Below are 25806 nucleotides of genomic sequence, written 5' to 3'. Positions count from 1 at the left end.
AAATGAGATCGGAGGAGCCTCATGTCCCAACACCCATTGTTTGCCACCCGGGCCTCCCGGATGAAGGCGTCAGAAATCCGCGAGCTGCTGAAACTGCTCGATCAGCCCGGTATCATTTCGTTTGCCGGTGGCATTCCGGACCCCGCGCTTTTCCCGGCTGAGGCTTTCGCGCAGGCGTTTCAGCAGGCATTGGGGCCGGACATGCAGGCGCAGGCGCTGCAGTATTCGGTCAGCGAAGGCTATGCGCCCCTGCGCCGGTGGCTGGTGCAGCACATGCGCGAGATCGGGGTGGAATGTGACATGGATAACGTCCTGATCACCTCGGGCTCGCAGCAGGCGCTGGATTATCTGGGCAAGCTGTTCCTGTCCCCCGGCGACACGGCCTTGGTCGGGTGGCCCACCTATCTGGGCGCTCTTGCCGCGTTCAACGCATATGAGCCGCGCTTTGACCGGCTCAATGGCAACAAGGGGGCCGATGAATTCAGGGCTGCGGCAGGGAATGGCTCCGTGAAATTCGCCTATCTGTCGCCCGATTTTGCCAACCCGACAGGCGAAACCCTGACTCGCCCTGGCCGTGAGGCATTGCTGGACCTGACCGACGAACTGGACTGCGCGTTGATCGAAGACGGTGCCTATCAGGCGCTGCGCTATGACGGTGATCCGATCCCGCCGATCCTGGCTCTGGAACAGGCGCGCAAGGGGTCGATCGAAAACTGCCGGACGATATACTGTGGCAGCTTCTCGAAAACCCTGTCACCGGGTCTGCGCATGGGGTGGGTGGTTGCGGCCAAGCCGATCATCTCGCAGATGGTTCTGCTGAAACAGGCGGCGGATCTGCATTCGGCGACCATCAACCAGATGGCCGTGCATCAGGTCGCGGAAGCGTGCTTTGACACCCATATCCCGAAAGTGCGCGACACTTACCGCGCGCGCCGTGATGCGATGCTGGATGCGCTGCAACAGCACATGCCCGACGGGGTGGCGTGGACGCGCCCCGAAGGCGGTATGTTCGTCTGGGTGACACTCCCGGCGGGGATCAGCGGGTCTGACCTGCTGGCGCATGCGCTGGATACGGTGAAAGTGGCCTTTGTGCCGGGGCAGGCGTTTTTCCCAGACGGCAGCGGGGCAAACACGATCCGGCTCAGCTTCTCGAACTCGGACGAGGCGACGATCCGCGAAGGCATCCGCCGGTTGGGCGAGGTTCTGCGCGCCTGACGTCTGGAAATGTTCTGTTAACCAATATGCTGCAACTCTGCGGCATGATCCGGTTTCTCGCACCTCTTCTGCTGACCGCCTGCGCCGCCGGGACCCCGCATTTCCGCGAGGTTCCTGCCACCCGCGTGGCGGTGAACGGCAGCGTGTTCGACGTGCGCGTGCGCGGTGATCTGGCCGAGGCGGTGCGGATCAACGCGCAATACGCCCCGCGGCTTGGCCCTGTTCGGGATCGCGCCGCGCTGGCCATGGCGCAGGTTTCGGGCTGCCCGATCCTCGACGTGCTGGGCGACGCGGCTGTCACGGTTGGTGTTCTGGGGTGTGACCGCGAGGCGGGGGAACGGCTGCTGCTGACTGCCGTCTCGACGCCCAGATATGAATGTATCGACTATGGTATCTACGAAAATGTCGGGGGCGACAGCGGCTATCAGGTCTTTGAATGCAGCCCATACTGACATACGCGTGTTCCTGCGCATTTCGGCAAGATGTTGTGGATAACTTGCACTGATGTCCCATATCCTGCGCAACTGCGTTGACTCGGACCCCATCCCTTGCGCAGACTTTCAATTCATAGGAATCACGGGACACGCGGCCATTGCGTTTCAGCAAGCTCAAACTGACCGGCTTCAAAAGCTTTGTTGATCCGACCGATCTGATCATCGCGGACGGATTGACCGGTGTGGTGGGTCCGAATGGCTGTGGCAAGTCCAACCTTCTTGAAGCCTTGCGCTGGGTGATGGGGGAAAACCGCCCCAAATCCATGCGCGGCGGCGCGATGGAGGATGTGATCTTTGCCGGTGCCGCCACACGGCCCGCCCGCAATTTCGCCGAAGTTGTCCTGACCATGGACAATTCCGAACGTCTGGCACCCGCGGGGTTCAATGACACCGACCAGCTTGAAATCGTGCGCCGGATCACCCGCGATGTCGGCAGCGCCTACAAGACCAACGGCAAGGATGTGCGCGCGCGCGATGTGCAGATGCTGTTTGCGGATGCCTCGACCGGTGCCCATTCCCCCGCGCTTGTGGGGCAGAACCGCATCGCCGAGCTGATCAGCGCCAAACCCCGCGCCCGCCGTCGCATTCTGGAAGAGGCCGCCGGGATCTCGGGGCTGTATCAACGCCGGCATGAGGCCGAGTTGAAGCTGAAAGCGACCGAGGCCAACCTGACCCGCGTCGATGACGTGCTCGAGCAGTTGGGCGGGCAGCTTGCGCAACTGGCCCGTCAGGCCCGTCAGGCCGCACGCTATCGCGAAATCGGCGAACAGCTGCGTCAGGCCGAGGGGATGCTGCTCTATCGCCGCTGGAAAGAGGCCGACATGGCCCGCCAGCAGGCTGAAGACAAGCTGCGGGCCCGGATTTCCGAGGCCTCCCGCGCCGAGGCCGAAGCCCGCGCCGCAGCAGCAAAAAGGGCCGGGATCGAAGAAACCCTGCCCCCTCTGCGCGAGGAAGAGGCCATCGCCGCCGCTGTCCTGCAACGCCAGCAGGTGCAGCGCGATCAACTGACCGATCAGGAAACCCGCGCGCGCCAGACCATTGAAACACTGACCAGCCGCATTCATCAACTCGGCAAGGATATCGACCGGGAAACCGGCCTGAACCGCGATGCGGGCCAGATGATCGAACGGCTGGAATGGGAAGCCCGTGAACTGGCCAAGGCTGCCGAAGGGCATGACGCGAAGGTGGCGGAAGCCGCAGAAATTGCCCGCGAAGCCGCGTCGATCCTTCAGGACCGCGAAGACCACCTGTCGCAGCAGACCGAAGATATGGCGCGTCTGGTCGCCCGTCACCAGTCGGCGCAGCGACTGGTCGAAGACAGCCGCAAGACGCTGGCACGCTCTGAGGGCGAAGAGGAAAAAGCCCGGCTGGCCGTGGATGAGGCCAAAACAGCCCTGACCCGTGCCAGCGAGGCGTTTGAAACTTCGCAGGAAAGCGAGGAAGAAGCCCGCGAAGCCGCCGAGGCCGCCGAAGAGGCGCTGGCCGCCGCAGATGAGTTGCGCAATGAAACGCAGGCCCGCGAAGCCGAGGCACGCGCGCAACGGTCCGAGGCCGAAGGCGAATTGGGTGCAATCCGCGCCGAAACAACCGCGCTTGCCAAGCTGGTGGAACGCGACACGGCCGAAGGCGGGCAGGTGATGGACCTGCTGCGCGTGGAACCGGGTTTTGAGAAGGCGCTGGGAGCAGCCTTGGCCGATGACCTCCGTGCGCCGCTGGTTGAAGGTGACGGCCCGTCCGGCTGGGTTCAGGTGGCAGGCTATGACAGCGATCAACCCTTGCCCGATGGGGTCGACCCGCTGGCGCTGCACGTGTCAGGGCCGGACAGGCTCAGCCGTCGCATCGCGCAGATCGGGCTGGTCGATGCGGATCAGGGCGCGCGGTTGCAGGCGTCGTTGAAGCCGGGCCAGCGTCTTGTGTCGCGCTCGGGCGACCTGTGGCGCTGGGACGGGTTCCGCGCCTGGGCCGAGGATGCGCCAAGCGCGGCGGCGCTGCGTCTGGAACAGCTCAACAAGCTTGAGGCGCTGAAACAGGAACTGGCCCGCACCGAGGCGCAGGCCGACGGTGCCCGCGCCGCGCATGAAACCCTGTCGCGGCAACTGGCGGACGTGACCGAGGCCGACCGACGCGCGCGCGAAGCCCGCCGTGCCGCCGATCAGCGCATGGCCGAAACCGCACGCCAGCTCAGCCGCGCCGAGGCCGATCGCAACCTCGCGCAGGGCAAGCTGGAAACCCTGGCCCTCGCCGTAGACCGTCACAAGGAAGACGCCATGTCCGCCCGCGTGCAACTGCGCGAGGCCGAGGCGGCGCTGAACGACCTGGGTGATCTTGCCAGCGCCCGCGCCGAGGTTGAAGACATCAAGCAGACGGTCGAGGCAGCGCGGATCACCATGCTGACCCACCGCTCGACCCATGATGAGCTGCGCCGTGAAGGCGACGCCCGCACCCGACGCACGCAGGAGGTCACCAAGGACCTGAGCGGCTGGCGGCACCGTCTGGAAACGGCCGAGAAACGGATTTCGGAACTGGCCGAGCGCAAGGAAAGTTCGGAAGAGGAACTGACCGAGGCTATGGCCGTCCCCGGCGAAATCGCCGAGGCGCGGGAAGAGCTGAACGAGTTGATCGAAGCCGCCGAAGCCCGGCGGGCCGATGCCGCTGACAAGCTGGCCGAAGCAGAAACACAGTTGCGCGAAGTGGTGACGGCCGAGCGTGAGGCCGAACGCCTGGCCTCAGAAGCCCGCGAAAACCGCGCCGCAGCCGAGGCGCGCAGTGAAGCGGCAAAGGAAAGCGTGCTTGCGGCGGCAGAACGGATTGCCGAAGACCAGCAACTGACCCCGAACCAGTTGCTGAACCAGCTGGACGTCAACCCCGACCAGATGCCCGCCGCGGATGCTCTGGAAGCCGAAGTGAACCGCCACAAACGCCAGCGTGACGCCATGGGCGCGGTGAACCTGCGGGCCGAGGAAGACAGCAAGGACGTTCAGGAAGAATTTGACACGCTCAGCAGTGAAAAGGCCGATCTGGAAGAGGCGATCAAAGCTCTGCGCAGTGGCATCTCCAGCCTCAACCGCGAAGGGCGCGAGCGTCTGTTGACCGCGTTTGAACAGGTGAACTCGAACTTCGCGATGCTGTTCAAGCATCTCTTTGGTGGGGGCGAGGCCAATCTGGTCATGGTCGAAAGCGATGACCCGCTGGATGCGGGGCTGGAAATCATGTGTCAGCCGCCGGGCAAGAAACTCTCGACCCTCAGCCTGCTGTCTGGCGGCGAACAAACCCTGACAGCGACCGCGCTGATCTTTGGCGTTTTCCTGGCCAACCCGGCCCCGATCTGTGTGCTGGACGAGGTTGACGCGCCGCTGGACGATGCCAACGTCACCCGCTTTTGTGACCTGCTGGACGAGATGTGCCGCCAGACCGACACCCGTTTCCTGATCATCACCCACCACGCGGTGACCATGGCGCGCATGGATCGTCTGTTCGGCGTCACCATGCAGGAACAGGGCGTCAGCCAGCTGGTTTCGGTCGATCTGAAGAAGGCCGAGCAGATGGTGGCCTGACCGCTCACCGCAACGTTATGATGATTGCAGGCATAACGCGCTACCTTGGCCTCATGACGCGTTTCCTGATCTCCGCCCTCATCGCCGCCACCCCGGTTGTCGCCGCCGACTGGCCCGTCAAACCCGGCGATGTCCCGCTGACAGTGGCCGAGCTTGACGCCCTCGCAGGCCAGACGCTGACCTTCTACGATGATGGTCAGGCCAAGTTTTCGGCCGGTGGGGCCTATTCCTATACCTACGCGGGAGGAGATTCCGCCTTTGGAACCTACGCCATCGCCGATGACGGTTCCGTCTGCATTGCGTACCGCAACGGGTTCAGCCGCTGCGACCTGTATGTCCACAGCGGCGAGCGGCTGATTTTGATCGATCAGAAAGGGGATCGATACCCGGTGCGGCCCGAATAAGGAAGTCAGCAGTTCAGGCCGGTCACTTTGGCAATGGACCAACCCGTGCAGCGTACTGAACCCGCGGCAGGTGCCAAAGGCTACGCCAGGAACATTAGCCCAAAAATGCACGCCCGAAGATAGGCCAGAACCAAACTGTGGGCACCTCGACACAGCGCGCTGGCGCAAAGCAGGGTAAGTCGTGCCAAAACCGCCGCCGCGGTTGACGAGCCACGCACCGCTTCGTTAGTGCAGCAGCGACCCCGTTTCGGCTTAGGGCAAGAGGTGCTGTTTTGGAATTTCAAGTTGCAAGTTTCTGGTTTGGTTCGCCGTTATCTTGCGTTGAAAGAGTATGCATTCAGTCCTTTCTGGATCATGGCTATGTCTTCCACCTGTACGTGCTGGATATGAACATGGATGTTCCCGAAGGCGTCGTTGTTCATGATGCCCGCGAAATCTATACAGATGAAACCACCGAAAACCTGACCGGTGGCCGACGACGGATGGCGGTCTATTCAGACATCTTCCGTATCCACATGCTGCAAAAAACCGACTATGTGTGGGTTGATCTGGATATCTACTGCATCCGGCCGCTGGATGTTCCACCGGACTATCTGTTTGGTGTCGTCTGGCGCAATAAGGCGATGAACAATTGCGTCTTGCGCCTTCCCAAAAATTCTCTGGCACTGAGGCTGATCCTGAATTTCCTTGAGTCAGAAGTCCCGATCCCGTTTTGGTTGGGCAGTGATCGTGTTGAGAAACTGGTCAAACGCTATGAAGCGGGCGAGACAATCACGCTCTATGACCTTCCGTGGACGACAACCGGCCCAAGCGTGACCCGCTGGGCGCTGGGGGTCACCGGTGAAATCGACCGAGGCCAGCATTGGCATTTGTATTGGCCGCGTCGCGGGTTTCTGGACCCGGTCGAGAACATTGAAGACTACGAACCCGACTGGGCCCGGTTTCACCATTTCCAGGGCGAAACCCGCAGTGGTATTCGCAGCAAATTCGGTGGTATTCCTCCAAAGGGAAGTTACATCGATTTTGTCTGTCAAAGACATGGAATTGACCCCGAGAAATATCCGGTCACATAATCAGCGGCGTCGGTGCCGATATCGTCGAATAATCTTGGGGTTTTGCGCCATACCGCAGCAGTGCGGGCCGCTGGCTCAGAGTTTTTCCAGCAACTCCATCGTTGGCCAGGCATCCGCGGGCAGGCCCAGGCGTTTCTGTTCCGCCTGCGTCGCATCCCGCGTTCCGGCCCCCAGAATCCCGTCGATCTTGCCGACATCATACCCCTTGGCCTGCAGTTTGGTCTGCAACTGTTTCATCTGTGCGCCATTCAGGCCCTGCGCGGGATTGCCCGCATCATAGATCTGGCCGCCCTCAAGCCGTGTTCCGAAATAGGCGGCGGTCAGAACATAGACAAAGCTCTGGTTCCATTCGAAATAGACATCGAAATTCGGATAGGCCAGAAAAGCAGGCCCGTTGCGCCCCTGTGGCAGGATCAGCGAGGCGGGTAGGTTGGCCAAGGACCCGCCGCGCGCCTGTACGCCCATCGCCTGCCATTCCGCCACCGAACGCGGTTTGCCGGGGCCGGACAGGGACCAATCCATCTGCGCGGGCACGGTGACCTCCTGCAACCAAGGCTCACCCGCGCGCCATCCCAGATGGGACAGCATTCTGGCCCCCGACATCAGCGCATCAGGTGCCGAGCTTTTCAGGCGGACATGCCCGTCACCGTCACCATCGACGCCGTTTTCCAGTATGTCACGCGGCAGCATCTGCACCATGCCGATCTCTCCGGCCCAAGCCCCGGTGGTGCGGGCCGGGTCGAAATCACCGTTCTGATACAGCTCGATGGCGGCGAAGATCTGCGGTCGGAACAGCTCCGGGCGGCGGCAGTCATGGGCCAGCGTCACCAAGGCGTTGCGGGTGTTGAAGTCGCCTTGAAACGATCCGTAATCGGTTTCAAATGCCCAGAAGGCCAGCAGCACCCCGCGGGAAACGCCATATTCCCGCTCGATCCGATCAAAGACCGCATCGTATTTGCGCGACATCGCTTGCCCGCGCTCGATCCGGTTTTGAGAAATCAGACGACGAGAAAATTCAACAAAGGGCTTCTGAAAAACGCCCTGCGCCCGGTCGGCCTTCAGCACGGCGATGTCCTGCTGCACCCCGTCAAAGAACCCGTTCACTGCTGATTTGTCCAAACCTTGCTGCACGGCCTCGGCCTTCAGCCCTTTGACAAAGGAAATAAAACCACCGCCACATTGCGCCAGCGCAGGTGAGGTGAACAGGGCAGCGGCGATCAGGCCAGAGAGTATACGCATGAAAAGGTCCGTCAGAATATCAGTTTGGCCCCAACCCACACTGACACGAGCCCAAGCGCAAGCCCCCAAACCCGCCAAAGCATGTCACATGCGCGAAAAACTTCTGATGCACCGATCTCGCGCGGGGCGTCGCCATTGACCCAGGCTAGGTCGCGCACCTGCCCGTCATAGCTGCGCGGGCCAGCCAGCGCGACATTCAGGGCGCGGGCCATGGCGGCTTCGGGCCAGCCAGCATTGGGCGAGATATGGCGTTGCGCATCCCGCATCATCTCAACCCAGCGCGACCATTGGCCGGACAGTGCCACGATCATCACGCAGGTCAGGCGGGCAGGGATCAGGTTCAGCAGGTCGTCGAACCGGGCCGCGGCCCAGCCAAAATCACGGTACGTTTCGGTGCGATAGCCGATCATGCTGTCGGCGGTGTTCACCGCCTTGTACACCAGCAACCCCGGAAGCCCGGCGACCAGAAACCAGAATGCAGGGGCAATGACCCCGTCGCTCAGGTTTTCAGCCGCGCTTTCGATGGCGGAACGCGCCACCTGTGCCCCGGTCATGTCCTGCGTGTCGCGCGAGACGATCATAGCCACCTGCGCCCGCCCGTTTTCCAGCGAGGTTTGCAACCCGTCACCAACCGCGCGGACATGGGCAACCAGCGACTTTTGCGCCAGCAGAATCGCGCAGCCAAGAATTTCAACCACCGGCCCCAGCAGGGACAGACCCCACCCGAGGCCCCATGCGCCGCAGATCAGAAGGGCAAGCACCGCCACACCCTTCAACCGCCGACCGCGCCCGTGGTTCAGGCGTTTGTCCAGCCATCCGATCATGTTGCCGATCATCACCGCCGGGTGTTTGACGCGGGACCAGAGCCAGTCGGGCTCTCCCAGAGTGGCGTCCAGACACATGGCGCAGACCAGCATCAGGGCAGGGTTCACAGCGCGGCCTCCAGCCTGTCCCACCCCTTTTCCGGTGGCAGACCCAGACGCAGAAAGGTTGTTGAATAAGGAAAGATACGGCTCCAAATATGGGCGCGGGCCAGCCGGTCCTGCCACCCCAAGGCGTCATCAACCCGATACAGACGAAACAGGCTGGTGCCACCGACAATATCCGCGCCCCTGGTCAGCATCAGCGCATCCAGCCGGGCCGCCTCATCCGCCAGTCGCGCGCGTGTGGCATCGGCCCAGTCATCGTCCGACAAGGCCTTTGTCCCAACCCGCAGGGCGGGGCCGGACACCGACCAGGGTCCGGTCAGGTCGTTCAGGCGGTTGATCAACTCAGGCCGCCCGATGGCAAACCCAAGCCGCATCCCGGCCAGCCCCCAGAACTTGCCAAAACTCTTCAGCACGATCACGCCGGGACGTTCCGCCATATGGATCAACGATACCTCTGGCGTGACATCGCAAAAGCTCTCGTCGATCACGGTCAGAGGCGCCGAGACATCGCGTTCCTGCCAGATGCGCCCGTCCGGGTTATTGGGATGCACGATCACGCGGGCGTCAGCCGCGCTCTCAGGCTGAACACGCCACCCCTGCGCCGAAAAGGCGGCGGCGTGTTCGTTATAGGTGGGCGGCGTGATCTGGACACGCCCTGGCGCGGCCAGCGCCGGAATGCGAGAGATGACAGCCGATGCACCGGGCACCGGCAGGATTGCAGCCCCTTGCGGCACGTTCCAGAACCTGCGGGCCGCATCACTCAGCCGTTCAAAGGCACCGTGATCCGGCAGTTCGGCCCAATCCCCGGCGGTCAGGCCCGCAACGGCGTAAGGATGCGGATTGATTCCGGTCGACAGATCGATCCAATCTTCACGCGCTCCGCCATACCTGACAATCGCCCTGTCCAGCCCCCCGCCGTGGTCGCGAACTGCGCGGGGGTCCAAGCCGTGATCAAGTGTACTCATCTGCTCTCTCTGCGGGGATTGACCGGTTTCGGGGTGCTTCAAGCGGATTTTTGCCATTTACACAAGCAAATCCGCCCGAACACGCAAGCGTGCGGCCGCTGTTAACACTTTGTTAAGGAAATAACGAGATCACGGACCACGGGGGTCGGCACCACTCACCATACCAAGTGCCGAGGTTGTTGCAAATGAAAGTTCTGATTGTTGAGAGTAACCCCGACCTTGGTCGGGTCTGGAAAAGACATCTGGAGCGGCAAGACGCCGAAGTCACACTGGTTGACGCTCAGGAGGCCGCCATTCTGGCGCTCTATGGCACGGATTTTGATATCATCGTGCTGGATCTGGTTCTGGAAACCGGAAGCGCATTGGCTGTGGCCGATTTTGCCAGCTATCGCCGCCCCGAGGCGCGGGTGATTTTTGTCACCAACACCACCTTCTTTTCCGACGGGTCGATTTTTGCGCACAGTCCCAATGCCTGTGCCTATGTTCAAAGCGAAACGCCGCCAGAGGATCTGGCGGCGATGGTCGAACATTACGCTGCGGGGCGCTGACCGCGTCCATGCGGCTCCATGTAATCCAGCACCGGGTTCACCGGAATGATCCGGTGCGGATTGATGCTGTCATGGCTGTAGTGATAGTGGCGCACAATGTGGGTCATGTTCACGGTCTCGGCGACACCGGGCCATTGATACAGCTCACGCGTATAGGCCCATAGGTTCGGGTAATCGACCAGGCGCCGCCGGTTGCACTTGAAATGCAGGTGATAGACCGGGTCGAAGCGGATCAGGGTTGTGAACAACCGCCAATCGGCTTCGGTGATCCGATCCCCCATCAGGTAACGGTTCCGGGCCAGACGCTCCTCCAGCCAGTCCAGCGTGTCGAACAATGGGTGTACGGCAGCGTCATAGGCGTCCTGCGTGGTGGCAAAGCCCGACTTGTAGACGCCGTTGTTGACGTCTGAATAGATGCGCGTGTTGACCTCTTCGATCTCGTCCCGCATCGCCTCGGGCCAGTAATCGTCCGTATTGCCAGTGATATCGTTGAAGGCCGAATTGAACATGCGGATGATTTCCGAACTTTCGTTCGAAACGATGGTCTCCTGCACCTTGTCCCACAGGATCGGAACCGTGACGCGACCGGAATAGGACGGATCCGCCTTGGTATAGATCTGATGTGCATGGCTCAGCCCGTAAAGACCGTCACCCGTGGCACCGTGATCATCCACCTCAAAGGTCCAGCCCTGGTCCAGCATGTCGGGATGCACGACCGAAACCGGGATCAGATCGCTCAGCCCTTTCAACGCGCGAAAGATCAGGGTGCGATGCGCCCAGGGGCAGGCGTGGCTGACATACAGGTGATACCGCCCGGCTTCGGCCCGGAACCCGCCTTTGCCCGACGGTCCCGCGCGGCCATCGGCGGTCAGCCAGTTGCGAAACTGCGCCGCGCTGCGTTTGAATGCGCCACCGGTGGATTTGGTGTCATACCAGGTGTCTTGCCATTTTCCGTCGACCAGCAGGCCCATATCTCATCCTCCGCACAGGCGTTTGGTCAAAGATAGGTCCAAGCCCCGCCCGTTCCTATGCATTTGCCCGCGCACAAGACCTGCATGCGCGCACAGCCAATGCTGGGATTTCTGTGCAACAAACCGCAGGCACAGCCTGCTCCGCGAACGCGTTCACTGGATTTTTACAACAGTTCCCGCACAATAGAGGTCATTAGCGGGGGAATGATTTAATGAGTACTTATGTTTCAAAGGAAATACGCGCCGAGTTGGATGCGGCCCGAATCGCCACATTGAAAAAGGCCAGTCGCCTTCGTGTCCAAATGGGCGACAATACCTATAAAATTCTCAAATTGTGGAAAGATGGTTTCACGGTTGAGGCGGAAACAACACCGCGCCTGCGCGGGTTGGTCGATATCTATGACGGGGCCAATCTTCTGTATCAATGCCTGATCATTGCCGATCAGGATGAAGGCGGAGAGATGCGATACGAATTCAAGCGCAGCACCGCCGCCCATGACAAGGCACCGCTGGATTTCTACCGCGCCCCGGACGCGCCCATCGCACTGCTGGGCTACGAAGACTAGGCTCGGATTTTTGTCGTCCCGGGTTCGGTCAGGGTGACGCCCACCATGCCGTAGGGCTGGCTATCGCTATGGATTTCGCCGTGGGGTCCGCGCCCGGACAGCAGGCGCGGTCCATCGTGAGGCCAGTCAAACCAGCCACCGCTTGGCTTATTGCAGGTCGCCAAAGGCCCGCTTCAGCCGCACGCAGGCTTCCTCGACCCGCGCCCGTTGTGTGGCCAGGTTGAACCGTTCAAACGTTTCTCCGCCAGTGCCAAAGCCGGGCCCGGACGAGGTTGCAATCCGCGCATCCTCGCGCAGGCGGCGGACAAACTCGGTGTGATCCATGCCGGTGCCGGAAAAGTCGACCCAGGCCAGATAAGTCGCCTGCAAGGGCATCGACCAAAGGCCCGGAATCTCGGCGATGGTCTGGTCGAACAGACGCCGGTTTTCCTCCAGATGCGCGATCTGGGCATCTGCCCATTCCGCGCCGGCCGGGCTGTAGGCGGCGGTGATCATCGCCACACCCAACGCGCTGGGGCCATAATCCAGCGTTGTCAGCCGATGCTTCATCGCCTCGCGCAGTTTGGGGTTGGGAATGATCATGTTGCCGGTGTGCTGCCCGGCGATGTTAAAGGTCTTCGATGCCGCTGTCAGCGTCACCGTCCAATGCCGCGCATCCGGGGCCGCCACATCCATCGGCACAAACTTGGCACCGGGATAGACCAGATCGTGGTGGATCTCGTCTGACACAAGGATCAGCCCGTTGCGCTCGGCAAATGCGGCCACGGCGCGCAGTTCCTCCGGCGTCCAGACCCGGCCCGACGGGTTCTGCGGCGAACACCACAGCAACATCTTCTCGGACCCGTCCAGCCGCGCCTGCGCATCCTCCAGATCAAGCCCGTAGCTGTCGCCGTCGCGCACCAGCGGGCATTCCACAACCCGGCGGCCCGCCTTGTTCACCTTATGGGCAAACTCATGGTAGACAGGGGTGAAGGTCACGATGCGATCGCCAGGCTCGGTCCAGACATCCAGCGACAGGGCAATAGCATTGCCCAGACCCTGAGACGTCAGAACCCAGTCCGTGTCAATTTCCCAGTCGTGGCGGGTTTTCATCCACCATTGAACCGAGGCCAGATACTCCGGGTGCGCCCAGGAATACCCGAACACGCCGTGATCTGCGGCCTTGCGCACTGCGTCGATCACGCAGGGCGCCGTCGGGTAATCGGAATCGGCCGTCCACATGGCCAGCCCGTCTTCGGGCGAGACACCGTACAGCATCTCCATCTTGTCCCATTTGGTACTGTTGGTGCCCCGGCGGTCGATCAGGTCGTTGAAAGTCATGTCAGCTCCATTCTGATGGTCGAAAGCTAACCGCAATTCAGGCAGGTGCAAGGGGGGCGTTGCGGCGCGGGGCACGATGCCCTAAATCAGCCTCATGAAACGTAACATCCTGATCTATCCCGACCCCCGTCTCAAGAAGGTCTGCGCCCCCGTGGCCGATCTCACGGACGACCTGCGCGCACTGGCCGATGATATGCTGGAAACGATGTATGACGCCCCGGGTGTTGGCCTCGCCGCGCCACAGATCGGCGTGCTGGATCGCTTGATCGTGCTGGATTGCATTAAGGAAGAAGGCGAGGCGCCGCGCCCGCTGATCATGTTCAACCCGCAGGTCATCGCGTCCTCGGAAGAAACCAATGTCTACGAGGAAGGCTGCCTGTCGATCCCTGATCAATACGCCGAGGTGACGCGCCCCAAAGTGGTCGATGTGACTTGGATGGACCGCGACGGAAACCTGCAACAGGAAACCTTTGACGGGCTCTGGGCCACCTGCGTTCAGCACGAGATCGATCATTTGGACGGCAAGCTGTTCATCGACTATCTCAAGCCGCTGAAACGGCAGATGATCACCCGCAAGATGCAAAAGCTCAAACGCGAACGGGCCCGTGCATGACCGTTCGTACCTGCCTGCCATGGCCTGACAAGCGCCTGTGCACCAAGGCGGATGAGGTGCCCGAGATCACCGATGAGGTCCGCGCCATCTGGGACGACATGATCGACACGATGGAGGCGATGCCCGGCGTCGGTCTTGCCGCGCCACAGATCGGGGTGATGCTGCGGCTTGCCGTTGTTGACGGCTCTGCCGAACGGGGCCGGGCGGTGCGTCTGGCAAACCCGGAAATCCTGCACAGCTCGATCGAGCTGCGCGAACATGAAGAGGCCAGCCCGAACCTGCCCGGCGTCTCGGCCAAAATCAAACGCCCTCGCGCGGTGACCGTGAAGTTCCTGAACGAACATGGCATGCTGGACCGCCGCGATTTCGTCGGGATCGATGCGACCAGCGTGCAGCACCAGATAGACCACCTGAACGGACGGATGTATTTCGACCGTCTCAGCAAGGTCAAACGTGACATGCTGCTGCGCAAGGCACGTAAACAACCCTGACGTCCCTAGGCCGGGCTTCAGCCCGGCACCCGTCCCAACCGCCGGAGCCAACGATGCGCATCATCTTCATGGGAACCCCCGATTTTTCGGTCCCGGTGCTGGACGCACTCGTCAGGGCCGGGCACGACATCGCCGCCGTCTACTGTCAGCCCCCGCGCCCCGCCGGACGTGGCAAGAAAGACCGCCCGACACCGGTTCACGCCCGGGCCGAGGCGCTGGGCCTGCCCGTCCGCCACCCGGTCTCTCTGAAATCTGCTGACGAACAAACCGCGTTTGCCGCGCTGAACGCCGATATCGCCGTCGTCGTCGCTTATGGCCTGATCCTGCCGAAACCCATTCTGGACGCGCCGCGACACGGCTGCCTGAACATCCACGCCAGCCTGCTGCCGCGCTGGCGCGGTGCCGCCCCGATCCACCGGGCGATCATGTCCGGCGATGCCGAAACCGGGATCTGCATCATGCAGATGGAGGCCGGTCTGGACACCGGCCCGGTCCTGCTGCGACAGGCAACCTCGATTGAGGCTGAAGAAACCACCGCGCATCTACATGACCGGCTCTCGGCCATGGGGGCCGCGCTGATCGTCGAGGCGCTGGCCAAGCTGCCGGACCTGATACCCGAGCCTCAGCCCGAGGATGGCGTGACCTATGCCGCCAAGATCGACAAGTCCGAGGCCCGCATCGACTGGACGCGCCCGGCGGTCGAGGTCGACAGGCAAATTCGCGGGCTGTCACCCTTTCCCGGCGCGTGGACCGAAATGAATGGCGAACGCATCAAGCTGCTGGTATCGCGGCTGGCAGACGGGCAGGGCGCAGCGGGTGAGGTTCTGAACGACGACCTGCACGTGGCCTGCGGTCAGGGTGCGGTCGAACTGCTGCGCTTGCAACGGGCGGGTAAAGGCGCGCAGGATAGGGAAACCTTCCTGCGGGGCTGGCCCATTCCCACCGGCACCCGCCTGACCTAGGAGAAGCCCGATGTTCATGGTGATGATGGGGACCGTCGTGATTGCCGGGATCGTCGGATATCTGTCCGAACAGACCGGGTTCACTCATAACGGCTATCTTCAGTCGATCATCATCTGCGTGGGCGGGGCGTTCCTGTTCTACTTCATCCGCATCATGTTCGGTATCAGCTTTGGCCCTCCGGGTTTGGATGCGGTGATCTCGTCTATCGGCGCGCTGATCATCGTGCCGACCCATTGGCGAAAATGACATGCCCGTCGTCGCCCTGATCATCATCGGCGCTGCCGCGGGGTTCCTCGCCACCCGCCTGATGCGGATCGAGGCGGACATTCCAACCACCATGCTGATCGGTGTTTTCGGGGCCCTGATCGGAGGGTTCGTTCTGCGGTTTCTGATAACCGTCATGGGCTGGATGTCGGGCTTTGTGGGCGCGGTTCTGGGCGCATTGCTGGTGATCTGGATCTGGCAGACCTACCTGCGCCGCTAGCATATTCCTTGGCCGCGCATTCCGTCCCGGAAACCTTCACTCGACAGATAGTGCAGCAGATCAGCGCTCGTCGCACTCCAGCGCTGAACCAAGCGCCGGGGCTGTTTTCGTCGTCATATCGAACCGGTTCGCCTCGGCGGCGGTCATCCAGTGGATGCTGTCGGCCGGGGCCGCATACAGCGTGTACCAGTAAAACGCCTCATCCACGCCAATGTCCCTGAAGTAATCCAGATAGCGGTCATGTTCCGGGTCATCTTTGGGCAGCTCCGTGGCCACCAGCCCCGATCCGGCCCAGCTGTGAACACCGACACAGGCCCCCGGTTGCAAAACGCGGCGATGTCCGGCCAGAAACAGATCGGTGCCGCCGCTGGCAACCAGACCGTCCGAGGGCACAACGGTATCGAACCCGGCCTTGCGCACCTCTCGGCTGAAGATGACATTGGCGTCGTCATCCACCGACCCCTCGATATATTGCAGCACCAGCGTGCGCGCTTTGGGGTTTTCGGCGGTGACGTCTTCGAAAGCGGACAGCGTTGTTTCGTCAATCGTGCCCGAGGCGATGATCCGGTCACCCTCAGCAACAAAGCGGACGGGTGCATAATATGCGCCGCATGAGGCCAGCAAAGCCAGTGAGACCGCAATCGATGTAAGTCTGAACGGCATTTGGCCTCCGGGCTGCGCGTTCCAAACAGCTATCAGCCCGCCCCGGTCGCGTCCACCGACAGGTTCAGTTTCGGGGCGGGCGGCTTTTGTAGACGGGCAACTGCCATCCAAACACCAGCGACCCGGCCCGCAAGGCCCAGCACACAAGGGCGCACAGACCCAGCACAAAGGCGGGCTCCAGCCCCAGCCTGACCGCAAGTACCGCCGTCAACGCCCCCACAAATGCGCACGAGACGTAAAGTTCGCCCTGTTTCAGCACCAGCGGCACCTCGTTGCAGACCACGTCGCGCATCAGCCCGCCCAGACACCCGGTCGTCACTCCCATCAGCACGACGATGATACCGGGCTGATCCAGTGACAACGCGGCTCCGGTTCCGGCCGCAACGGCGACTGACAGCGCGAAACTGTCCAGCCAGACCAGCCAGTTATAGCGGCTTTCCACCAGATGCGCGGTAAAGAATACAAACACCGCCGCCGCGACGGCGATCAGGATGTAATCCGGCTGGCCGACCCAGAAGATCGGGTGCCGGTCCAGCAGCAGGTCGCGTACCGTGCCGCCGCCAACTGCGGTCAGGCAGGCCATGAAAGCAAAACCCACCAGATCCAGCTGCGCCCGGCTGGCCACCAGCGCCCCGGTCAGCGCAAAGATCAGAACCGAGGCATAATCCAGCAGCGTCAGCGCGCTCACGCCTGCGCCTTTTTCGGCTTGAAGGGCGCCATGCCTGCGCGGGCCAGTTCATCGGCCTTTTCGTTTTCGGGATGGCCCGCATGGCCCTTGACCCATTCCCATGTCACATCATGTCGTTCCTGCGCCTCGTCCAGACGCTGCCACAGATCGACATTCTTGACCGGCTTCTTGTTCGAGGTTTTCCAGCCATTCCGCTTCCAGCCGAATATCCAGCCGGTGACGCCGTTCTTCACATAGGCGCTGTCGGTGACAATGGTGATCTTCGACGGGCGCTCCAGCGTCTCAAGCGCGCTGATGGCAGCCAGCAACTCCATCCGGTTGTTGGTCGTCTCGGCCTCGCCGCCGTTCAGTTCCCGCTCCTTCAAAACCCTGTCCCCGTCCATCGCGCGCAGCAGCACGCCCCAGCCTCCGGGGCCGGGATTGCCGGAACAGGCGCCATCTGTATAGGCAAACAACTCAGGCATGGGCGAACACCAGAATAAACCCGTCGTACGACCCGGCCAGACCCTTGCCCATTCCTTCGACCGCGCGGTCAACCGTGAACCCGGCCTGGGTCAGCGCCTCTAGGATTTCGGCTTCCGAGTAATAGGTGTAATAGCGGTCCAGATCGTCACGATGCTCGCCCGTGCCCAGCTTCATGCCCAGAAACAGCTGGCCTCCGGGCTTCAGGGCCGTGTGGATCGCTTTCAGGTGACGCGGAAAATCCGCACGCGGCGCGTGCAGCAGGGAAAAACTGGCGTAGACGCCATCATATTCGGCGGTTTCGGTAACGTCGTCGAACGTGCCCAGATGCGCGTCCACCCCGTTCCGGCGGGCATGTTCGACAAAGGCGGGGGTGGCATCCAGCGCCCGCACCTTCAGCCCCTGACGCATCAGGAAACCGCTGTCCGATCCGGGTCCTGACCCCAGATCCAGCACATAGCCGCCCGCACCGACCGCATCGGCAAAATCCTGACGGGTCTTGAGCTGTTCGGCTGGCAAAGGAATGGCCAGATATTCGTTTACTCTCTTCGTATAGGCATCAATTGTGCGTTTGTCGCTCACAGGTACACTCCGACGGCTAGGCTGGCCAGAACGACTGCGGTCAGCAGGATACGCAGCTGCATCCACCAGACCGGCGTCAGCCGCCAGTATGAAAACAGGGCGTCCAGCAGCAGCAAGCCGGTGAACCCGTAGATCAGATTGGTGCCCGCAGTGACCGGCCCGCCGCCCGTCATGGCAAAGGCCCACAGCGCAGGCAGGACCGACAGCGCATAACACAGCGCCGCCTTGCTGCCCGAGGTTTTGGTGGCAAACCCCCACAGCACACCTGACATAAAGCTCAGGATGACCGAGCCATAAAACAGCTGCACATAAGGCCCGACAAAGCGCGGGCCAAATGTATGCGTGCCCCAGTCGTTCAGATCGCCGTTCAGATATGTCAGCGCGCCCCAGACAAACGGGACCAGTCCCGCCAACCCAAGATAAAGCGGCGCCTTCGGCACGCCGGTCACGCCGGTTGCCTCAACACGCGCGGTACTTTGAACTCGACGTTTTCGGTTGCGGTCTCGACCGGCTCGACAGTGACATCGTAATGGTCGCGGAAGGCGTCGATCACCTCGTTCACCAGCAATTCCGGGGCAGATGCGCCTGCGGTCACCGCAACGCTTTCGATGCCCTGCAAAGCGCGCCAGTCGATCTCGGTCGCACGCTGGACCAGCTGCGCGTATTTGCACCCCTCGCGTGAGGCAACCTCGACCAGACGGCGGGAGTTTGACGAGTTCGGAGCTCCCACAACCAGCAGCGCATCGGCCTTGGGGGCCACGGCCTTCACGGCCTCCTGCCGGTTGGTGGTGGCATAACAGATGTCTTCCTTATGCGGCCCGACAATGGCCGGGAACCGGTCCTGAAGGGCTGCGATGATGTCCTTGGTATCATCCACTGACAGGGTGGTCTGGGTGACAAAGGCCAGCTTGTCGGGGTCGCGCACCTGCACGGTGGCCACATCCTCGACCGTTTCGACCAGCAGCACATCACCCTTTGGCAACTGTCCCATCGTGCCAACGGTTTCGGGATGGCCCTTGTGGCCGATCATGATCATCTGCAATCCCGCATCCGCATGGCGCTGCGCCTCGACATGAACCTTCGACACCAGGGGACAGGTGGCATCCACATAGATCATCTCACGTTGCGCGGCTTCGGCGGGTACCGATTTCGGAACACCATGGGCGGAAAAGATCACCGGGCGGTCATTGGGGCATTCATGCAGTTCTTCGACAAACACAGCCCCTTTGGCCCGCAACCCGTCGACCACGAATTTGTTATGCACGATCTCGTGGCGCACATAGACCGGCGGCCCCCATTTCTGCAGGGCCATTTCAACGATCTTGATGGCGCGGTCCACACCGGCGCAGAACCCGCGCGGGGCGGCCAGGTAAAGTGTCAGTGGCGGCTTGGTCATTCGGCTGTCTCCTTAGGGCACAGGTAAGTCTTTTCCCGGCCTTGGTCCAGACAGGACATTGTCATTCATCTGACACGAATCGTTGTTAGTCAGAGGATGTTTCAGCACCAATCCTTAGTTAAAGAAGCGCGGCCAGGACCCCGGTCCTGACCGCGCGAATTTTTCCCATCAACAGGCAGTGGTGCCGGATCAGCTGCCGCCTGCAACCGCGACGCTGCGATGCTCTGCCGGCATTTCACGCGGCGGGCGACCGATTACGTCGCGCAGGTCTTCCAACTCGATGAAGTTGTCGGCCTGACGGCGCAGTTCGTCCGAAATCATCGGCGGCTGACTGCGGATGGTCGACACGACTGATACGCGAACGCCCTGACGTTGCAGGCTGGCGATCAGCGGGCGGAAATCTCCATCGCCTGAGAACAGCACGATATGATCCACACGCGGTGCCAGTTCCATGGCATCGACCGTCAGCTCGATATCCATGTTTCCTTTGACTTTCCGACGCCCCATGCTGTCGGTGTATTCCTTGGCCGGTTTTGTGACCATGGTGAAGCCGTTGTAATGAAGCCAGTCAACCAATGGGCGGATCGGTGAATACTCGTCGTTTTCAAGCAGCGCTGTATAGTAGAAAGCCCGAAGCAACTTGCCACGGCGCATGAATTCCTGCCGCAGAAGTTTGTAGTCTATGTCGAAACCGAGTGCTTTTGCCGCGGCATAAAGATTCGAGCCGTCGATGAACAGCGCTAGCCGTTCGTCCTTATAAAACATAAATAGGTCCTTCCGGTATAATCCAGACTGCGCCGCGTTACGTGAGTGAGTGGGTGTTTTATAAATTGACGCAATCTGGTGGGCTTATAATTAGAACTTTTGGCCGTTATCGCAAGTATGCAATGTGTCGAATATAGGGTAGCATATGCACAATTCATTGCCAAACGCTGTTGTGGCATTGGGCGCAAATCTCGATTTGAGAGGAAATGGGCCCGCTGTAACGCTACAGCGCGCAATTGACGCACTTTCGCAGCAGGGCGTAGTGATTCGCTCTGTCAGCCGGTTTTTTGCGACGCCTTGCTTCCCCGCTGGCGCTGGCCCGGATTACGTGAATGCGGCTGTGCTGATCGAAACCGACAAGTCCCCGGCCCAGCTTTTGCGCGTACTGCACGAGGTTGAACACCAGTTCGGTCGTGAACGGGTGCAGCGCTGGGGAATGCGGACGCTGGATCTGGATCTTGTGTGCTATAGCGATCAGATTCTGCCCGACCGCGCCCTGTTCGACCGCTGGCTGACCCTGCCGCCCGAGGCACAGCGACAAGAAGCACCGCGACAGCTGATCCTGCCGCATCCGCGCCTTCAGGACCGCGCTTTTGTGCTTGTGCCGATGGCGGATATTGTGCCCGACTGGCGCCACCCCGTGCTTGATCGCACGGTTTCCCAGATGGTCGCCGACCTGCCCCCGTCCGAGGTTGCAGCGGTTACGCCGCTGTGATCCCTGCAAATGCAGCATTTCCTGCTTGTCAAGGCGCGGAATCGCGCTTAGATAAACCTCTTCCTGACATGGACTCAGAAACGGAGAGCGCCCAATGGCCCGCGTGACGGTTGAAGATTGCGTAGACAAGGTTCCAAACCGGTTCGAACTGGTGATGCTGGCCGCCCATCGGGCGCGCGAGATTTCTGCCGGTGCCGCGATTACCGTTGACCGCGACAACGACAAGAACCCTGTCGTGTCCCTGCGCGAAATCGCCGACGAGACCCAAGGTGCGGACGCCCTGCGCGAACGCCTGATCGAGGCCAACCAGACCCAGATCGAGGTTGATGAGCCGGAAGAAGATCAGATGGCGCTGCTGATGGGTGCCGAGTCGGACAAGCCTGCGATGGACGACATGTCCGAAGAAAAGCTCCTGCGCGCTCTGATGGAGGCTCAAGGGCAGGGGTAAGCTCCAAAGACGAAGGTGCGGGCCGGATGATTTCTGCTGACGATCTGATTGCGCTGGTCCGCAACTACAATCCCAAGACGAATGCTGAACGTCTCGCGCTGGCCTATGAGTTTGGCCAGCAGATGCACGCAGGGCAATTCCGCCACTCAGGCGAGCCCTACTTTACCCACCCTGTTGCCGTTGCCGCCATCCTGACCGAACAGCGTCTGGATGATGCGACGATCATCACCGCATTGCTGCACGACACGATCGAAGACACCAAGGCCAATTACGGCAAGGTGTCCGACCTGTTCGGTGATGAGGTCGCCAAGCTGGTCGATGGCGTCACCAAGCTGACCAACCTGCAACTGTCCAGCCGCGAAACCAAACAGGCCGAGAATTTCCGCAAGCTGTTCATGGCCATGTCCAAGGACCTGCGGGTCATTCTGGTCAAGCTGGCCGACCGTCTGCACAACATGCGCACCATCAAGGCGATGCGGCCCGAAAAGCAGGTTCAGAAAGCGCGCGAGACGATGGATATCTACGCGCCGCTTGCGGGCCGCATGGGGATGCAATGGATGCGCGAGGAGCTCGAAGACCTCGCGTTCCGCGTCCTGAACCCCGAAGGCCGCCAGTCGATCATCCGTCGCTTTATCACGCTGCAACGCGAAACCGGTGATGTGATCCACCGCATCACCGGCGACATGCGTCACGAGCTGGAAAAGGCCGGCATCGAAGCCGAAGTCTTTGGCCGCGCCAAGAAACCCTATTCGATCTGGCGCAAGATGCAGGAAAAGGATCAGGGCTTCTCGCGCCTCTCGGATATCTACGGGTTCCGCATCATCACCCAGACGGAAGAAGACTGCTATCGCACGCTTGGGGCCATCCATCAGCGCTGGCGCGCGGTGCCGGGTCGGTTCAAGGACTATATCAGCCAGCCGAAATCGAATGGCTACCGCTCGATTCACACCACCGTTTCGGGCCGCGATGGCAAACGGGTCGAGGTTCAGATCCGTACCCGCCAGATGCACGACGTGGCCGAAACCGGCGTTGCGGCGCACTGGTCCTACCGGGACGGGGTGCGCACGGAAAACCCCTTTGCCGTCGACCCGGCGAAGTGGATATCCAACCTGACCGAGCAATTCGACAACGAGGACGATCACGAAGATTTCCTCGAAGCCGTCAAGCTCGAGATGTATTCGGACCAGGTCTTCTGCTTCACCCCCAAGGGCGACGTGGTGAAACTGCCGCGCGGTGCGACCCCAATCGATTTCGCCTATGCCATCCACACCCGGATCGGCCATGCCTGTGTGGGGGCCAAGGTCGATGGCATTCGTGTGCCGCTCTGGACGCGGATGAAGAACGGCCAGTCCGTGGATATCATCACCGCTGACGGGCAGACACCGCAGGTCACGTGGCTTGAGATCGCCGTCACCGGCAAGGCCCGTACCGCCATCCGCCGCGCCCTGCGCGAGGTGGATCGCGAACGGTTCATCAAGCTGGGCAAGGAACTGGCGCGCTCGGGCTTTGACCATGTGGGTCGCAAGGCCACCGACAAGGCGCTTGATACCGCCGCCAAGCACCTGCGCCTGAAAGACCGGCATGAATTGCTGGCCCGTCTGGGCAGTGCCGAATTGACCGCTCATGAGGTGGTTCAGGCCGTTTATCCCGAACTGGCTCAGGATGACGGCGATGCCATCCCGCTGCGGCGCGCGGTGATCGGTCTTGAGCCCGGCCAGAAATTCGACCGCGCGCCCTGCTGCCAGCCGCTGCCGGGCGAACGGATCGTCGGCATCACCTACCGGGGCAAGGGTGTTGTGGTGCACGCCATCGACTGCGACAAGCTCAGCCAATATGAAAGCGAACCGGAACGCTGGGTCGATCTGCATTGGCATTCTGGCACGCACCCGGCCGTCTATGGGGCGACACTGGATCTGACCATCGGCAACGATGCCGGGGTTCTGGGGCGCATTTGCACATTGATCGGCGAGAAAAAGGCCAATATCTCAAACTTGGAATTTGTGGACCGCAAACCGGATTTTTACCGCCTGCTGATCAATGTCGAACTGCGCGACCTTGAACAGTTGCATTCGCTGATGCTGATGCTTGAGGCTGAAAGCGACGTTGCAGCGGTCGAGCGTTATCGGGACCGGACCAAAACCGCGACCGCGGCTGGCTGAGAAGGGGTGATCACGGGTGGTATTCAAGCGCCGAGACCGACGCTCTCCTGTTCAGGTCGCTTCGGAACTCGTCTATCCGCGTGGCGGATGGACCCGCGCCTTCCACTATGTCAAACACCGTGTCCGCCGCCTGCCGGATTCCCCTGACCGGATTGCCCGCGGCATCGGGGCGGGCGTTTTCGCATCCTTCACGCCGTTTTATGGGCTGCACTTTCTGGTCGCCGCAATTGGTGCGCGGCTGATCAAGGGCAATATTCTGGCCGCGCTCAGCGGTACGTTCTTCGGCAACCCCCTGACCTATGTCCCGATTGGGGTGATCTGCCTGCAAACCGGGCATTTCCTGCTGGGCACCGAATATGAAGAAGGCGACACGCAGGGGCTGATGGGCAAGTTTGCCGACGCCATCGGCGACCTCAAGGACAATCTTCTTGCCCTGTTCACGGACCGCGTGGCCGACTGGCACGGGCTGGGTCAGTTCTACGATGACGTTTTCTATCCCTACATGATTGGCGGCATCATTCCCGGTATCGTGGCGGGCATCATCTGCTACTACCTCAGCCTGCCGCTGATCCTGACCTACCAGCTGCGCCGCCGCGCCAAGATCAAGGCAAAGTTTGAAGAAATCAAACGCCGGGCCGAAGAAACACCTGCCGGTCCCGCGCCAAGATCGCTAAGGTCGGGGCGAAAATCTGCAAAAGGAACCAAATGATGTCCGAAAGCCGTCTGCGTCTGGGTGTGAATATCGATCATGTCGCCACCGTGCGCAACGCGCGCGGCGGGGCCTATCCTGACCCGCTGCGCGCCGCCAAGCTGGCAGAGGAGGCCGGCGCCGACGGCATCACCGCGCATCTGCGCGAAGACCGCCGCCATATCTCGGACGCCGATATCGACGGGCTGATGGAGGTTCTGTCGGTGCCTCTGAACTTTGAAATGGCCGCCACCGAAGAGATGCAGAAAATCGCCCTGCGCCACAAACCGCACGCCGTCTGTATCGTTCCCGAAAAGCGCGAGGAACGCACCACCGAAGGCGGGCTCGAAGTCGCGCGCGAGGAAAACAAGCTGGCCCATTTCATCGCCCCCCTGCGCGAGGCCGGGTGCCGCGTGTCGATCTTCATCGCCGCGGATCAGCGTCAGATCGAGGCCGCGCACCGCATCGGTGCCGAGGTGATCGAACTGCACACCGGTGCCTATTGCGACGCCCATGCCGAAGGACGTATGGACGCCGCCGCGCGCGAGCTTGAATCGCTGCGCCTGATGTCCACCTTTGCCCATTCACTGGGGCTCGAGGTCCATGCAGGCCATGGCCTGACATACGACTCCGTAAAGCCGGTTGCCGCTTTCCCCGAGGTCATGGAACTGAACATCGGGCATTTCCTGATTGGTGAGGCGATCTTTCTGGGTCTCACCCCCGCCATTCGGGAGATGCGCCGCCTGATGGACGAGGCGCGCGCGTGATCACCTCCGGCTTTATCGCCATCTGGTTCGCCTGGCTGATGGCAGGGGGCTCTCCGGGCCCGGCCACGATGGGCATTGCCGGAACCGCCATGACCGAAGGCCGTACCGCCGGGCTGGCCTTTGCCCTTGGCATCTGCGCCGGATCGGCCGCCTGGGGCATTGCCGCGGCGCTGGGCCTGTCGGCGGTCATGCTGGCCAATGTCTGGCTGTTCGAGGTAATCCGCTATGTCGGCGTGGCCTATCTGGGCTGGCTGGCGCTGAAGGCCCTGAAACGCGCGGTGACCTCGGATGATGAGGTCGCATTGGGCAAACCGGTCACCGGCACGCTGCCCACGGTTTTTGCCAAAGGTGCGGCGATCCACCTGACCAACCCCAAGGCAATCCTCAGCTGGGGGTCGATCTATGCCATCGTCGCGCCGAGCGATGCCAACCTGCCGATGCTGCTGGGCTATTTCGCCATGCTGTACGCAGGATCGCTGCTGATCTTCATCGGCTATGCGTTCCTGTTCTCATCCGCCCGCATGGTCCGCACCTACCGCCGCGCCCGCCGCTGGTTCGATTTCGCCTTTGCCGGGTTTTTTGGCCTGGCGAGTTACAAGATTTTGACGGTGCGGTTGTCGTAAAGCAGGCAAATTGATTTTGGC

Annotated in this window: 30 protein-coding genes; 18 read left to right on the top strand and 12 right to left on the bottom strand. The window is 61.5% G+C overall.

What is annotated here, in order from left to right; translation table 11 throughout:
* Positions 1-21: 21 nt before the first annotated feature.
* The 5 genes from ACR3FC_RS06185 to ACR3FC_RS06165 all read left to right on the top strand — a co-directional run bounded on the left by ACR3FC_RS06185 (position 22) and on the right by ACR3FC_RS06165 (position 6740).
* On the top strand, positions 22-1215 hold the full coding sequence (locus ACR3FC_RS06185) for an aminotransferase-like domain-containing protein (RefSeq protein ID WP_480473902.1): 1194 nt from the start codon (positions 22-24) through the stop codon (positions 1213-1215).
* 26 nt (positions 1216-1241) lie between these two features.
* The gene (locus ACR3FC_RS06180) at positions 1242-1667 is read left to right on the top strand and encodes a hypothetical protein (RefSeq protein ID WP_480473901.1); all 426 of its coding nucleotides are present in this window, start codon (positions 1242-1244) and stop codon (positions 1665-1667) included.
* A gap of 140 nt (positions 1668-1807) precedes the next feature.
* Entirely contained in the window at positions 1808-5263 is a 3456-nt protein-coding gene (locus ACR3FC_RS06175) for a chromosome segregation SMC family protein (RefSeq protein ID WP_480473900.1), read from the top strand.
* Positions 5264-5316: 53 nt separating this feature from the next.
* Entirely contained in the window at positions 5317-5667 is a 351-nt protein-coding gene (locus ACR3FC_RS06170; RefSeq protein WP_480473899.1) for a hypothetical protein, read from the top strand.
* Between the two features lie 272 nt (positions 5668-5939).
* Positions 5940-6740 carry a hypothetical protein gene (locus ACR3FC_RS06165; RefSeq protein ID WP_480473898.1) on the top strand — a complete coding sequence of 267 codons (801 nt, stop codon included), beginning with the start codon at positions 5940-5942 and terminating at the stop codon, positions 6738-6740.
* Between the two features lie 75 nt (positions 6741-6815).
* On the opposite strand, the gene ACR3FC_RS06160 is transcribed toward ACR3FC_RS06165, so the two are convergent.
* From ACR3FC_RS06160 to cobD, 3 genes are read right to left on the bottom strand one after another with little or no spacing between them, the layout of a single operon-like run.
* Positions 6816-7979 (bottom strand): lytic murein transglycosylase, encoded by a 1164-nt coding sequence (locus ACR3FC_RS06160; protein ID WP_480473897.1) that lies wholly within the window; start codon positions 7977-7979, stop codon positions 6816-6818.
* An 11-nt stretch (positions 7980-7990) separates the two neighbouring features.
* A complete protein-coding gene (cbiB, locus tag ACR3FC_RS06155) occupies positions 7991-8911 on the bottom strand; it encodes an adenosylcobinamide-phosphate synthase CbiB (RefSeq protein ID WP_480473896.1) in 921 nt (306 codons plus the stop codon).
* On the bottom strand, positions 8908-9873 hold the full coding sequence (cobD, locus tag ACR3FC_RS06150) for a threonine-phosphate decarboxylase CobD (RefSeq protein WP_480473895.1): 966 nt from the start codon (positions 9871-9873) through the stop codon (positions 8908-8910). The genes cbiB and cobD overlap by 4 nt, the downstream gene beginning before the upstream one ends.
* A gap of 185 nt (positions 9874-10058) precedes the next feature.
* Between cobD and ACR3FC_RS06145 the strand changes: the two genes are divergently transcribed.
* Positions 10059-10421 carry a response regulator transcription factor gene (locus ACR3FC_RS06145; RefSeq protein ID WP_209506176.1) on the top strand — a complete coding sequence of 121 codons (363 nt, stop codon included), beginning with the start codon at positions 10059-10061 and terminating at the stop codon, positions 10419-10421.
* Here ACR3FC_RS06145 and ACR3FC_RS06140 read toward each other — a convergent pair.
* On the bottom strand, positions 10403-11392 hold the full coding sequence (locus tag ACR3FC_RS06140) for a glutathione S-transferase family protein (protein WP_480473894.1): 990 nt from the start codon (positions 11390-11392) through the stop codon (positions 10403-10405). The two genes, ACR3FC_RS06145 and ACR3FC_RS06140, sit on opposite strands and share 19 nt — an antisense overlap.
* Positions 11393-11604: 212 nt before the next feature.
* On the opposite strand from ACR3FC_RS06140, the gene ACR3FC_RS06135 reads away from it, so the two are divergent.
* Positions 11605-11958: a hypothetical protein gene (locus tag ACR3FC_RS06135; protein WP_209506181.1), complete on the top strand. Its 354-nt coding sequence runs from the start codon at positions 11605-11607 to the stop codon at positions 11956-11958.
* Positions 11959-12105: 147 nt separating this feature from the next.
* Here ACR3FC_RS06135 and ACR3FC_RS06130 read toward each other — a convergent pair whose 3' ends face one another.
* On the bottom strand, positions 12106-13278 hold the full coding sequence (locus ACR3FC_RS06130; protein WP_480473892.1) for a MalY/PatB family protein: 1173 nt from the start codon (positions 13276-13278) through the stop codon (positions 12106-12108).
* A 94-nt stretch (positions 13279-13372) separates the two neighbouring features.
* On the opposite strand from ACR3FC_RS06130, the gene def (ACR3FC_RS06125) reads away from it, so the two are divergent.
* The 5 genes from def (ACR3FC_RS06125) to ACR3FC_RS06105 are packed head-to-tail and all read left to right on the top strand — an operon-like array spanning position 13373 to position 15829.
* Entirely contained in the window at positions 13373-13891 is a 519-nt protein-coding gene (gene def / locus ACR3FC_RS06125; RefSeq protein WP_480473890.1) for a peptide deformylase, read from the top strand.
* On the top strand, positions 13888-14382 hold the full coding sequence (gene def / locus ACR3FC_RS06120; RefSeq protein WP_480473889.1) for a peptide deformylase: 495 nt from the start codon (positions 13888-13890) through the stop codon (positions 14380-14382). Before def (ACR3FC_RS06125) ends, def (ACR3FC_RS06120) begins: the two co-directional genes overlap by 4 nt.
* Before the next feature lie 53 nt (positions 14383-14435).
* Positions 14436-15344 carry a methionyl-tRNA formyltransferase gene (fmt, locus tag ACR3FC_RS06115; RefSeq protein ID WP_480473888.1) on the top strand — a complete coding sequence of 303 codons (909 nt, stop codon included), beginning with the start codon at positions 14436-14438 and terminating at the stop codon, positions 15342-15344.
* Between the two features lie 10 nt (positions 15345-15354).
* Entirely contained in the window at positions 15355-15591 is a 237-nt protein-coding gene (locus tag ACR3FC_RS06110; protein ID WP_267364066.1) for a hypothetical protein, read from the top strand.
* Position 15592: 1 nt separating this feature from the next.
* Positions 15593-15829: a GlsB/YeaQ/YmgE family stress response membrane protein gene (locus ACR3FC_RS06105; protein WP_480473887.1), complete on the top strand. Its 237-nt coding sequence runs from the start codon at positions 15593-15595 to the stop codon at positions 15827-15829.
* Between the two features lie 60 nt (positions 15830-15889).
* Here ACR3FC_RS06105 and ACR3FC_RS06100 read toward each other — a convergent pair whose 3' ends face one another.
* The 7 genes from ACR3FC_RS06100 to ACR3FC_RS06070 all read right to left on the bottom strand — a co-directional run bounded on the left by ACR3FC_RS06100 (position 15890) and on the right by ACR3FC_RS06070 (position 20385).
* A complete protein-coding gene (locus tag ACR3FC_RS06100) occupies positions 15890-16492 on the bottom strand; it encodes a COG3904 family protein (RefSeq protein WP_480473886.1) in 603 nt (200 codons plus the stop codon).
* A gap of 64 nt (positions 16493-16556) precedes the next feature.
* Entirely contained in the window at positions 16557-17180 is a 624-nt protein-coding gene (locus ACR3FC_RS06095) for a trimeric intracellular cation channel family protein (RefSeq protein ID WP_267364069.1), read from the bottom strand.
* Positions 17177-17644 carry a ribonuclease HI gene (gene rnhA / locus ACR3FC_RS06090; protein WP_117872847.1) on the bottom strand — a complete coding sequence of 156 codons (468 nt, stop codon included), beginning with the start codon at positions 17642-17644 and terminating at the stop codon, positions 17177-17179. The genes ACR3FC_RS06095 and rnhA overlap by 4 nt, the downstream gene beginning before the upstream one ends.
* Positions 17637-18224 carry a class I SAM-dependent methyltransferase gene (locus ACR3FC_RS06085; protein WP_480473884.1) on the bottom strand — a complete coding sequence of 196 codons (588 nt, stop codon included), beginning with the start codon at positions 18222-18224 and terminating at the stop codon, positions 17637-17639. Before ACR3FC_RS06085 ends, rnhA begins: the two co-directional genes overlap by 8 nt.
* Entirely contained in the window at positions 18221-18673 is a 453-nt protein-coding gene (locus ACR3FC_RS06080; RefSeq protein ID WP_480473882.1) for a DUF3429 domain-containing protein, read from the bottom strand. Before ACR3FC_RS06080 ends, ACR3FC_RS06085 begins: the two co-directional genes overlap by 4 nt.
* Positions 18670-19620, bottom strand: a complete 951-nt coding sequence (ispH, locus tag ACR3FC_RS06075; RefSeq protein WP_480473880.1) for a 4-hydroxy-3-methylbut-2-enyl diphosphate reductase — start codon at positions 19618-19620, stop codon at positions 18670-18672. Before ispH ends, ACR3FC_RS06080 begins: the two co-directional genes overlap by 4 nt.
* A gap of 189 nt (positions 19621-19809) precedes the next feature.
* Positions 19810-20385 carry a LabA-like NYN domain-containing protein gene (locus tag ACR3FC_RS06070; protein ID WP_209506211.1) on the bottom strand — a complete coding sequence of 192 codons (576 nt, stop codon included), beginning with the start codon at positions 20383-20385 and terminating at the stop codon, positions 19810-19812.
* A 145-nt stretch (positions 20386-20530) separates the two neighbouring features.
* Here ACR3FC_RS06070 and folK point away from each other — a divergent pair, with 145 nt between their 5' ends.
* From folK to ACR3FC_RS06040, 6 genes are all read left to right on the top strand, one after another.
* Positions 20531-21100, top strand: a complete 570-nt coding sequence (gene folK / locus ACR3FC_RS06065; protein ID WP_480473879.1) for a 2-amino-4-hydroxy-6-hydroxymethyldihydropteridine diphosphokinase — start codon at positions 20531-20533, stop codon at positions 21098-21100.
* Between the two features lie 94 nt (positions 21101-21194).
* On the top strand, positions 21195-21548 hold the full coding sequence (rpoZ, locus tag ACR3FC_RS06060) for a DNA-directed RNA polymerase subunit omega (RefSeq protein ID WP_209506215.1): 354 nt from the start codon (positions 21195-21197) through the stop codon (positions 21546-21548).
* 26 nt (positions 21549-21574) lie between these two features.
* Positions 21575-23707, top strand: coding sequence for a RelA/SpoT family protein (locus ACR3FC_RS06055; protein ID WP_480473878.1), 2133 nt, complete (start codon positions 21575-21577; stop codon positions 23705-23707).
* A gap of 16 nt (positions 23708-23723) precedes the next feature.
* Positions 23724-24416, top strand: coding sequence for a DUF2062 domain-containing protein (locus tag ACR3FC_RS06050; RefSeq protein ID WP_480473877.1), 693 nt, complete (start codon positions 23724-23726; stop codon positions 24414-24416).
* On the top strand, positions 24416-25162 hold the full coding sequence (locus ACR3FC_RS06045; RefSeq protein ID WP_480473876.1) for a pyridoxine 5'-phosphate synthase: 747 nt from the start codon (positions 24416-24418) through the stop codon (positions 25160-25162). The genes ACR3FC_RS06050 and ACR3FC_RS06045 overlap by 1 nt, the downstream gene beginning before the upstream one ends.
* A complete protein-coding gene (locus tag ACR3FC_RS06040) occupies positions 25159-25785 on the top strand; it encodes a LysE family translocator (RefSeq protein WP_480473875.1) in 627 nt (208 codons plus the stop codon). Before ACR3FC_RS06045 ends, ACR3FC_RS06040 begins: the two co-directional genes overlap by 4 nt.
* Positions 25786-25806: the final 21 nt, after the last annotated feature.

This window comes from Ruegeria sp. AF3, from assembly GCF_056536285.1.
The sequence above is the reverse complement of the archived record's forward strand: the minus strand, read 5'-3'. Positions and strand labels throughout refer to the sequence as shown.

Excerpts from the sequence above, each read along its gene's own strand:
- ACR3FC_RS06185 (WP_480473902.1), top strand. The coding sequence starts at position 22 with ATGTCCCAACACCCATTGTTTGCCACCCGGGCCTCCCGGATGAAGGCG.
- ACR3FC_RS06180 (WP_480473901.1), top strand. The coding sequence starts at position 1,242 with ATGCTGCAACTCTGCGGCATGATCCGGTTTCTCGCACCTCTTCTGCTG.
- ACR3FC_RS06170 (WP_480473899.1), top strand. The coding sequence starts at position 5,317 with ATGACGCGTTTCCTGATCTCCGCCCTCATCGCCGCCACCCCGGTTGTC.
- ACR3FC_RS06160 (WP_480473897.1), bottom strand. The coding sequence starts at position 7,979 with ATGCGTATACTCTCTGGCCTGATCGCCGCTGCCCTGTTCACCTCACCT.
- cobD (WP_480473895.1), bottom strand. The coding sequence starts at position 9,873 with ATGAGTACACTTGATCACGGCTTGGACCCCCGCGCAGTTCGCGACCAC.
- ACR3FC_RS06145 (WP_209506176.1), top strand. The coding sequence starts at position 10,059 with ATGAAAGTTCTGATTGTTGAGAGTAACCCCGACCTTGGTCGGGTCTGG.
- ACR3FC_RS06140 (WP_480473894.1), bottom strand. The coding sequence starts at position 11,392 with ATGGGCCTGCTGGTCGACGGAAAATGGCAAGACACCTGGTATGACACC.
- ACR3FC_RS06135 (WP_209506181.1), top strand. The coding sequence starts at position 11,605 with ATGAGTACTTATGTTTCAAAGGAAATACGCGCCGAGTTGGATGCGGCC.
- ACR3FC_RS06130 (WP_480473892.1), bottom strand. The coding sequence starts at position 13,278 with ATGACTTTCAACGACCTGATCGACCGCCGGGGCACCAACAGTACCAAA.
- def (WP_480473890.1), top strand. The coding sequence starts at position 13,373 with ATGAAACGTAACATCCTGATCTATCCCGACCCCCGTCTCAAGAAGGTC.
- def (WP_480473889.1), top strand. The coding sequence starts at position 13,888 with ATGACCGTTCGTACCTGCCTGCCATGGCCTGACAAGCGCCTGTGCACC.
- fmt (WP_480473888.1), top strand. The coding sequence starts at position 14,436 with ATGCGCATCATCTTCATGGGAACCCCCGATTTTTCGGTCCCGGTGCTG.
- ACR3FC_RS06110 (WP_267364066.1), top strand. The coding sequence starts at position 15,355 with ATGTTCATGGTGATGATGGGGACCGTCGTGATTGCCGGGATCGTCGGA.
- ACR3FC_RS06105 (WP_480473887.1), top strand. The coding sequence starts at position 15,593 with ATGCCCGTCGTCGCCCTGATCATCATCGGCGCTGCCGCGGGGTTCCTC.
- ACR3FC_RS06100 (WP_480473886.1), bottom strand. The coding sequence starts at position 16,492 with ATGCCGTTCAGACTTACATCGATTGCGGTCTCACTGGCTTTGCTGGCC.
- rnhA (WP_117872847.1), bottom strand. The coding sequence starts at position 17,644 with ATGCCTGAGTTGTTTGCCTATACAGATGGCGCCTGTTCCGGCAATCCC.
- ispH (WP_480473880.1), bottom strand. The coding sequence starts at position 19,620 with ATGACCAAGCCGCCACTGACACTTTACCTGGCCGCCCCGCGCGGGTTC.
- ACR3FC_RS06070 (WP_209506211.1), bottom strand. The coding sequence starts at position 20,385 with ATGTTTTATAAGGACGAACGGCTAGCGCTGTTCATCGACGGCTCGAAT.
- folK (WP_480473879.1), top strand. The coding sequence starts at position 20,531 with ATGCACAATTCATTGCCAAACGCTGTTGTGGCATTGGGCGCAAATCTC.
- rpoZ (WP_209506215.1), top strand. The coding sequence starts at position 21,195 with ATGGCCCGCGTGACGGTTGAAGATTGCGTAGACAAGGTTCCAAACCGG.
- ACR3FC_RS06055 (WP_480473878.1), top strand. The coding sequence starts at position 21,575 with ATGATTTCTGCTGACGATCTGATTGCGCTGGTCCGCAACTACAATCCC.
- ACR3FC_RS06045 (WP_480473876.1), top strand. The coding sequence starts at position 24,416 with ATGTCCGAAAGCCGTCTGCGTCTGGGTGTGAATATCGATCATGTCGCC.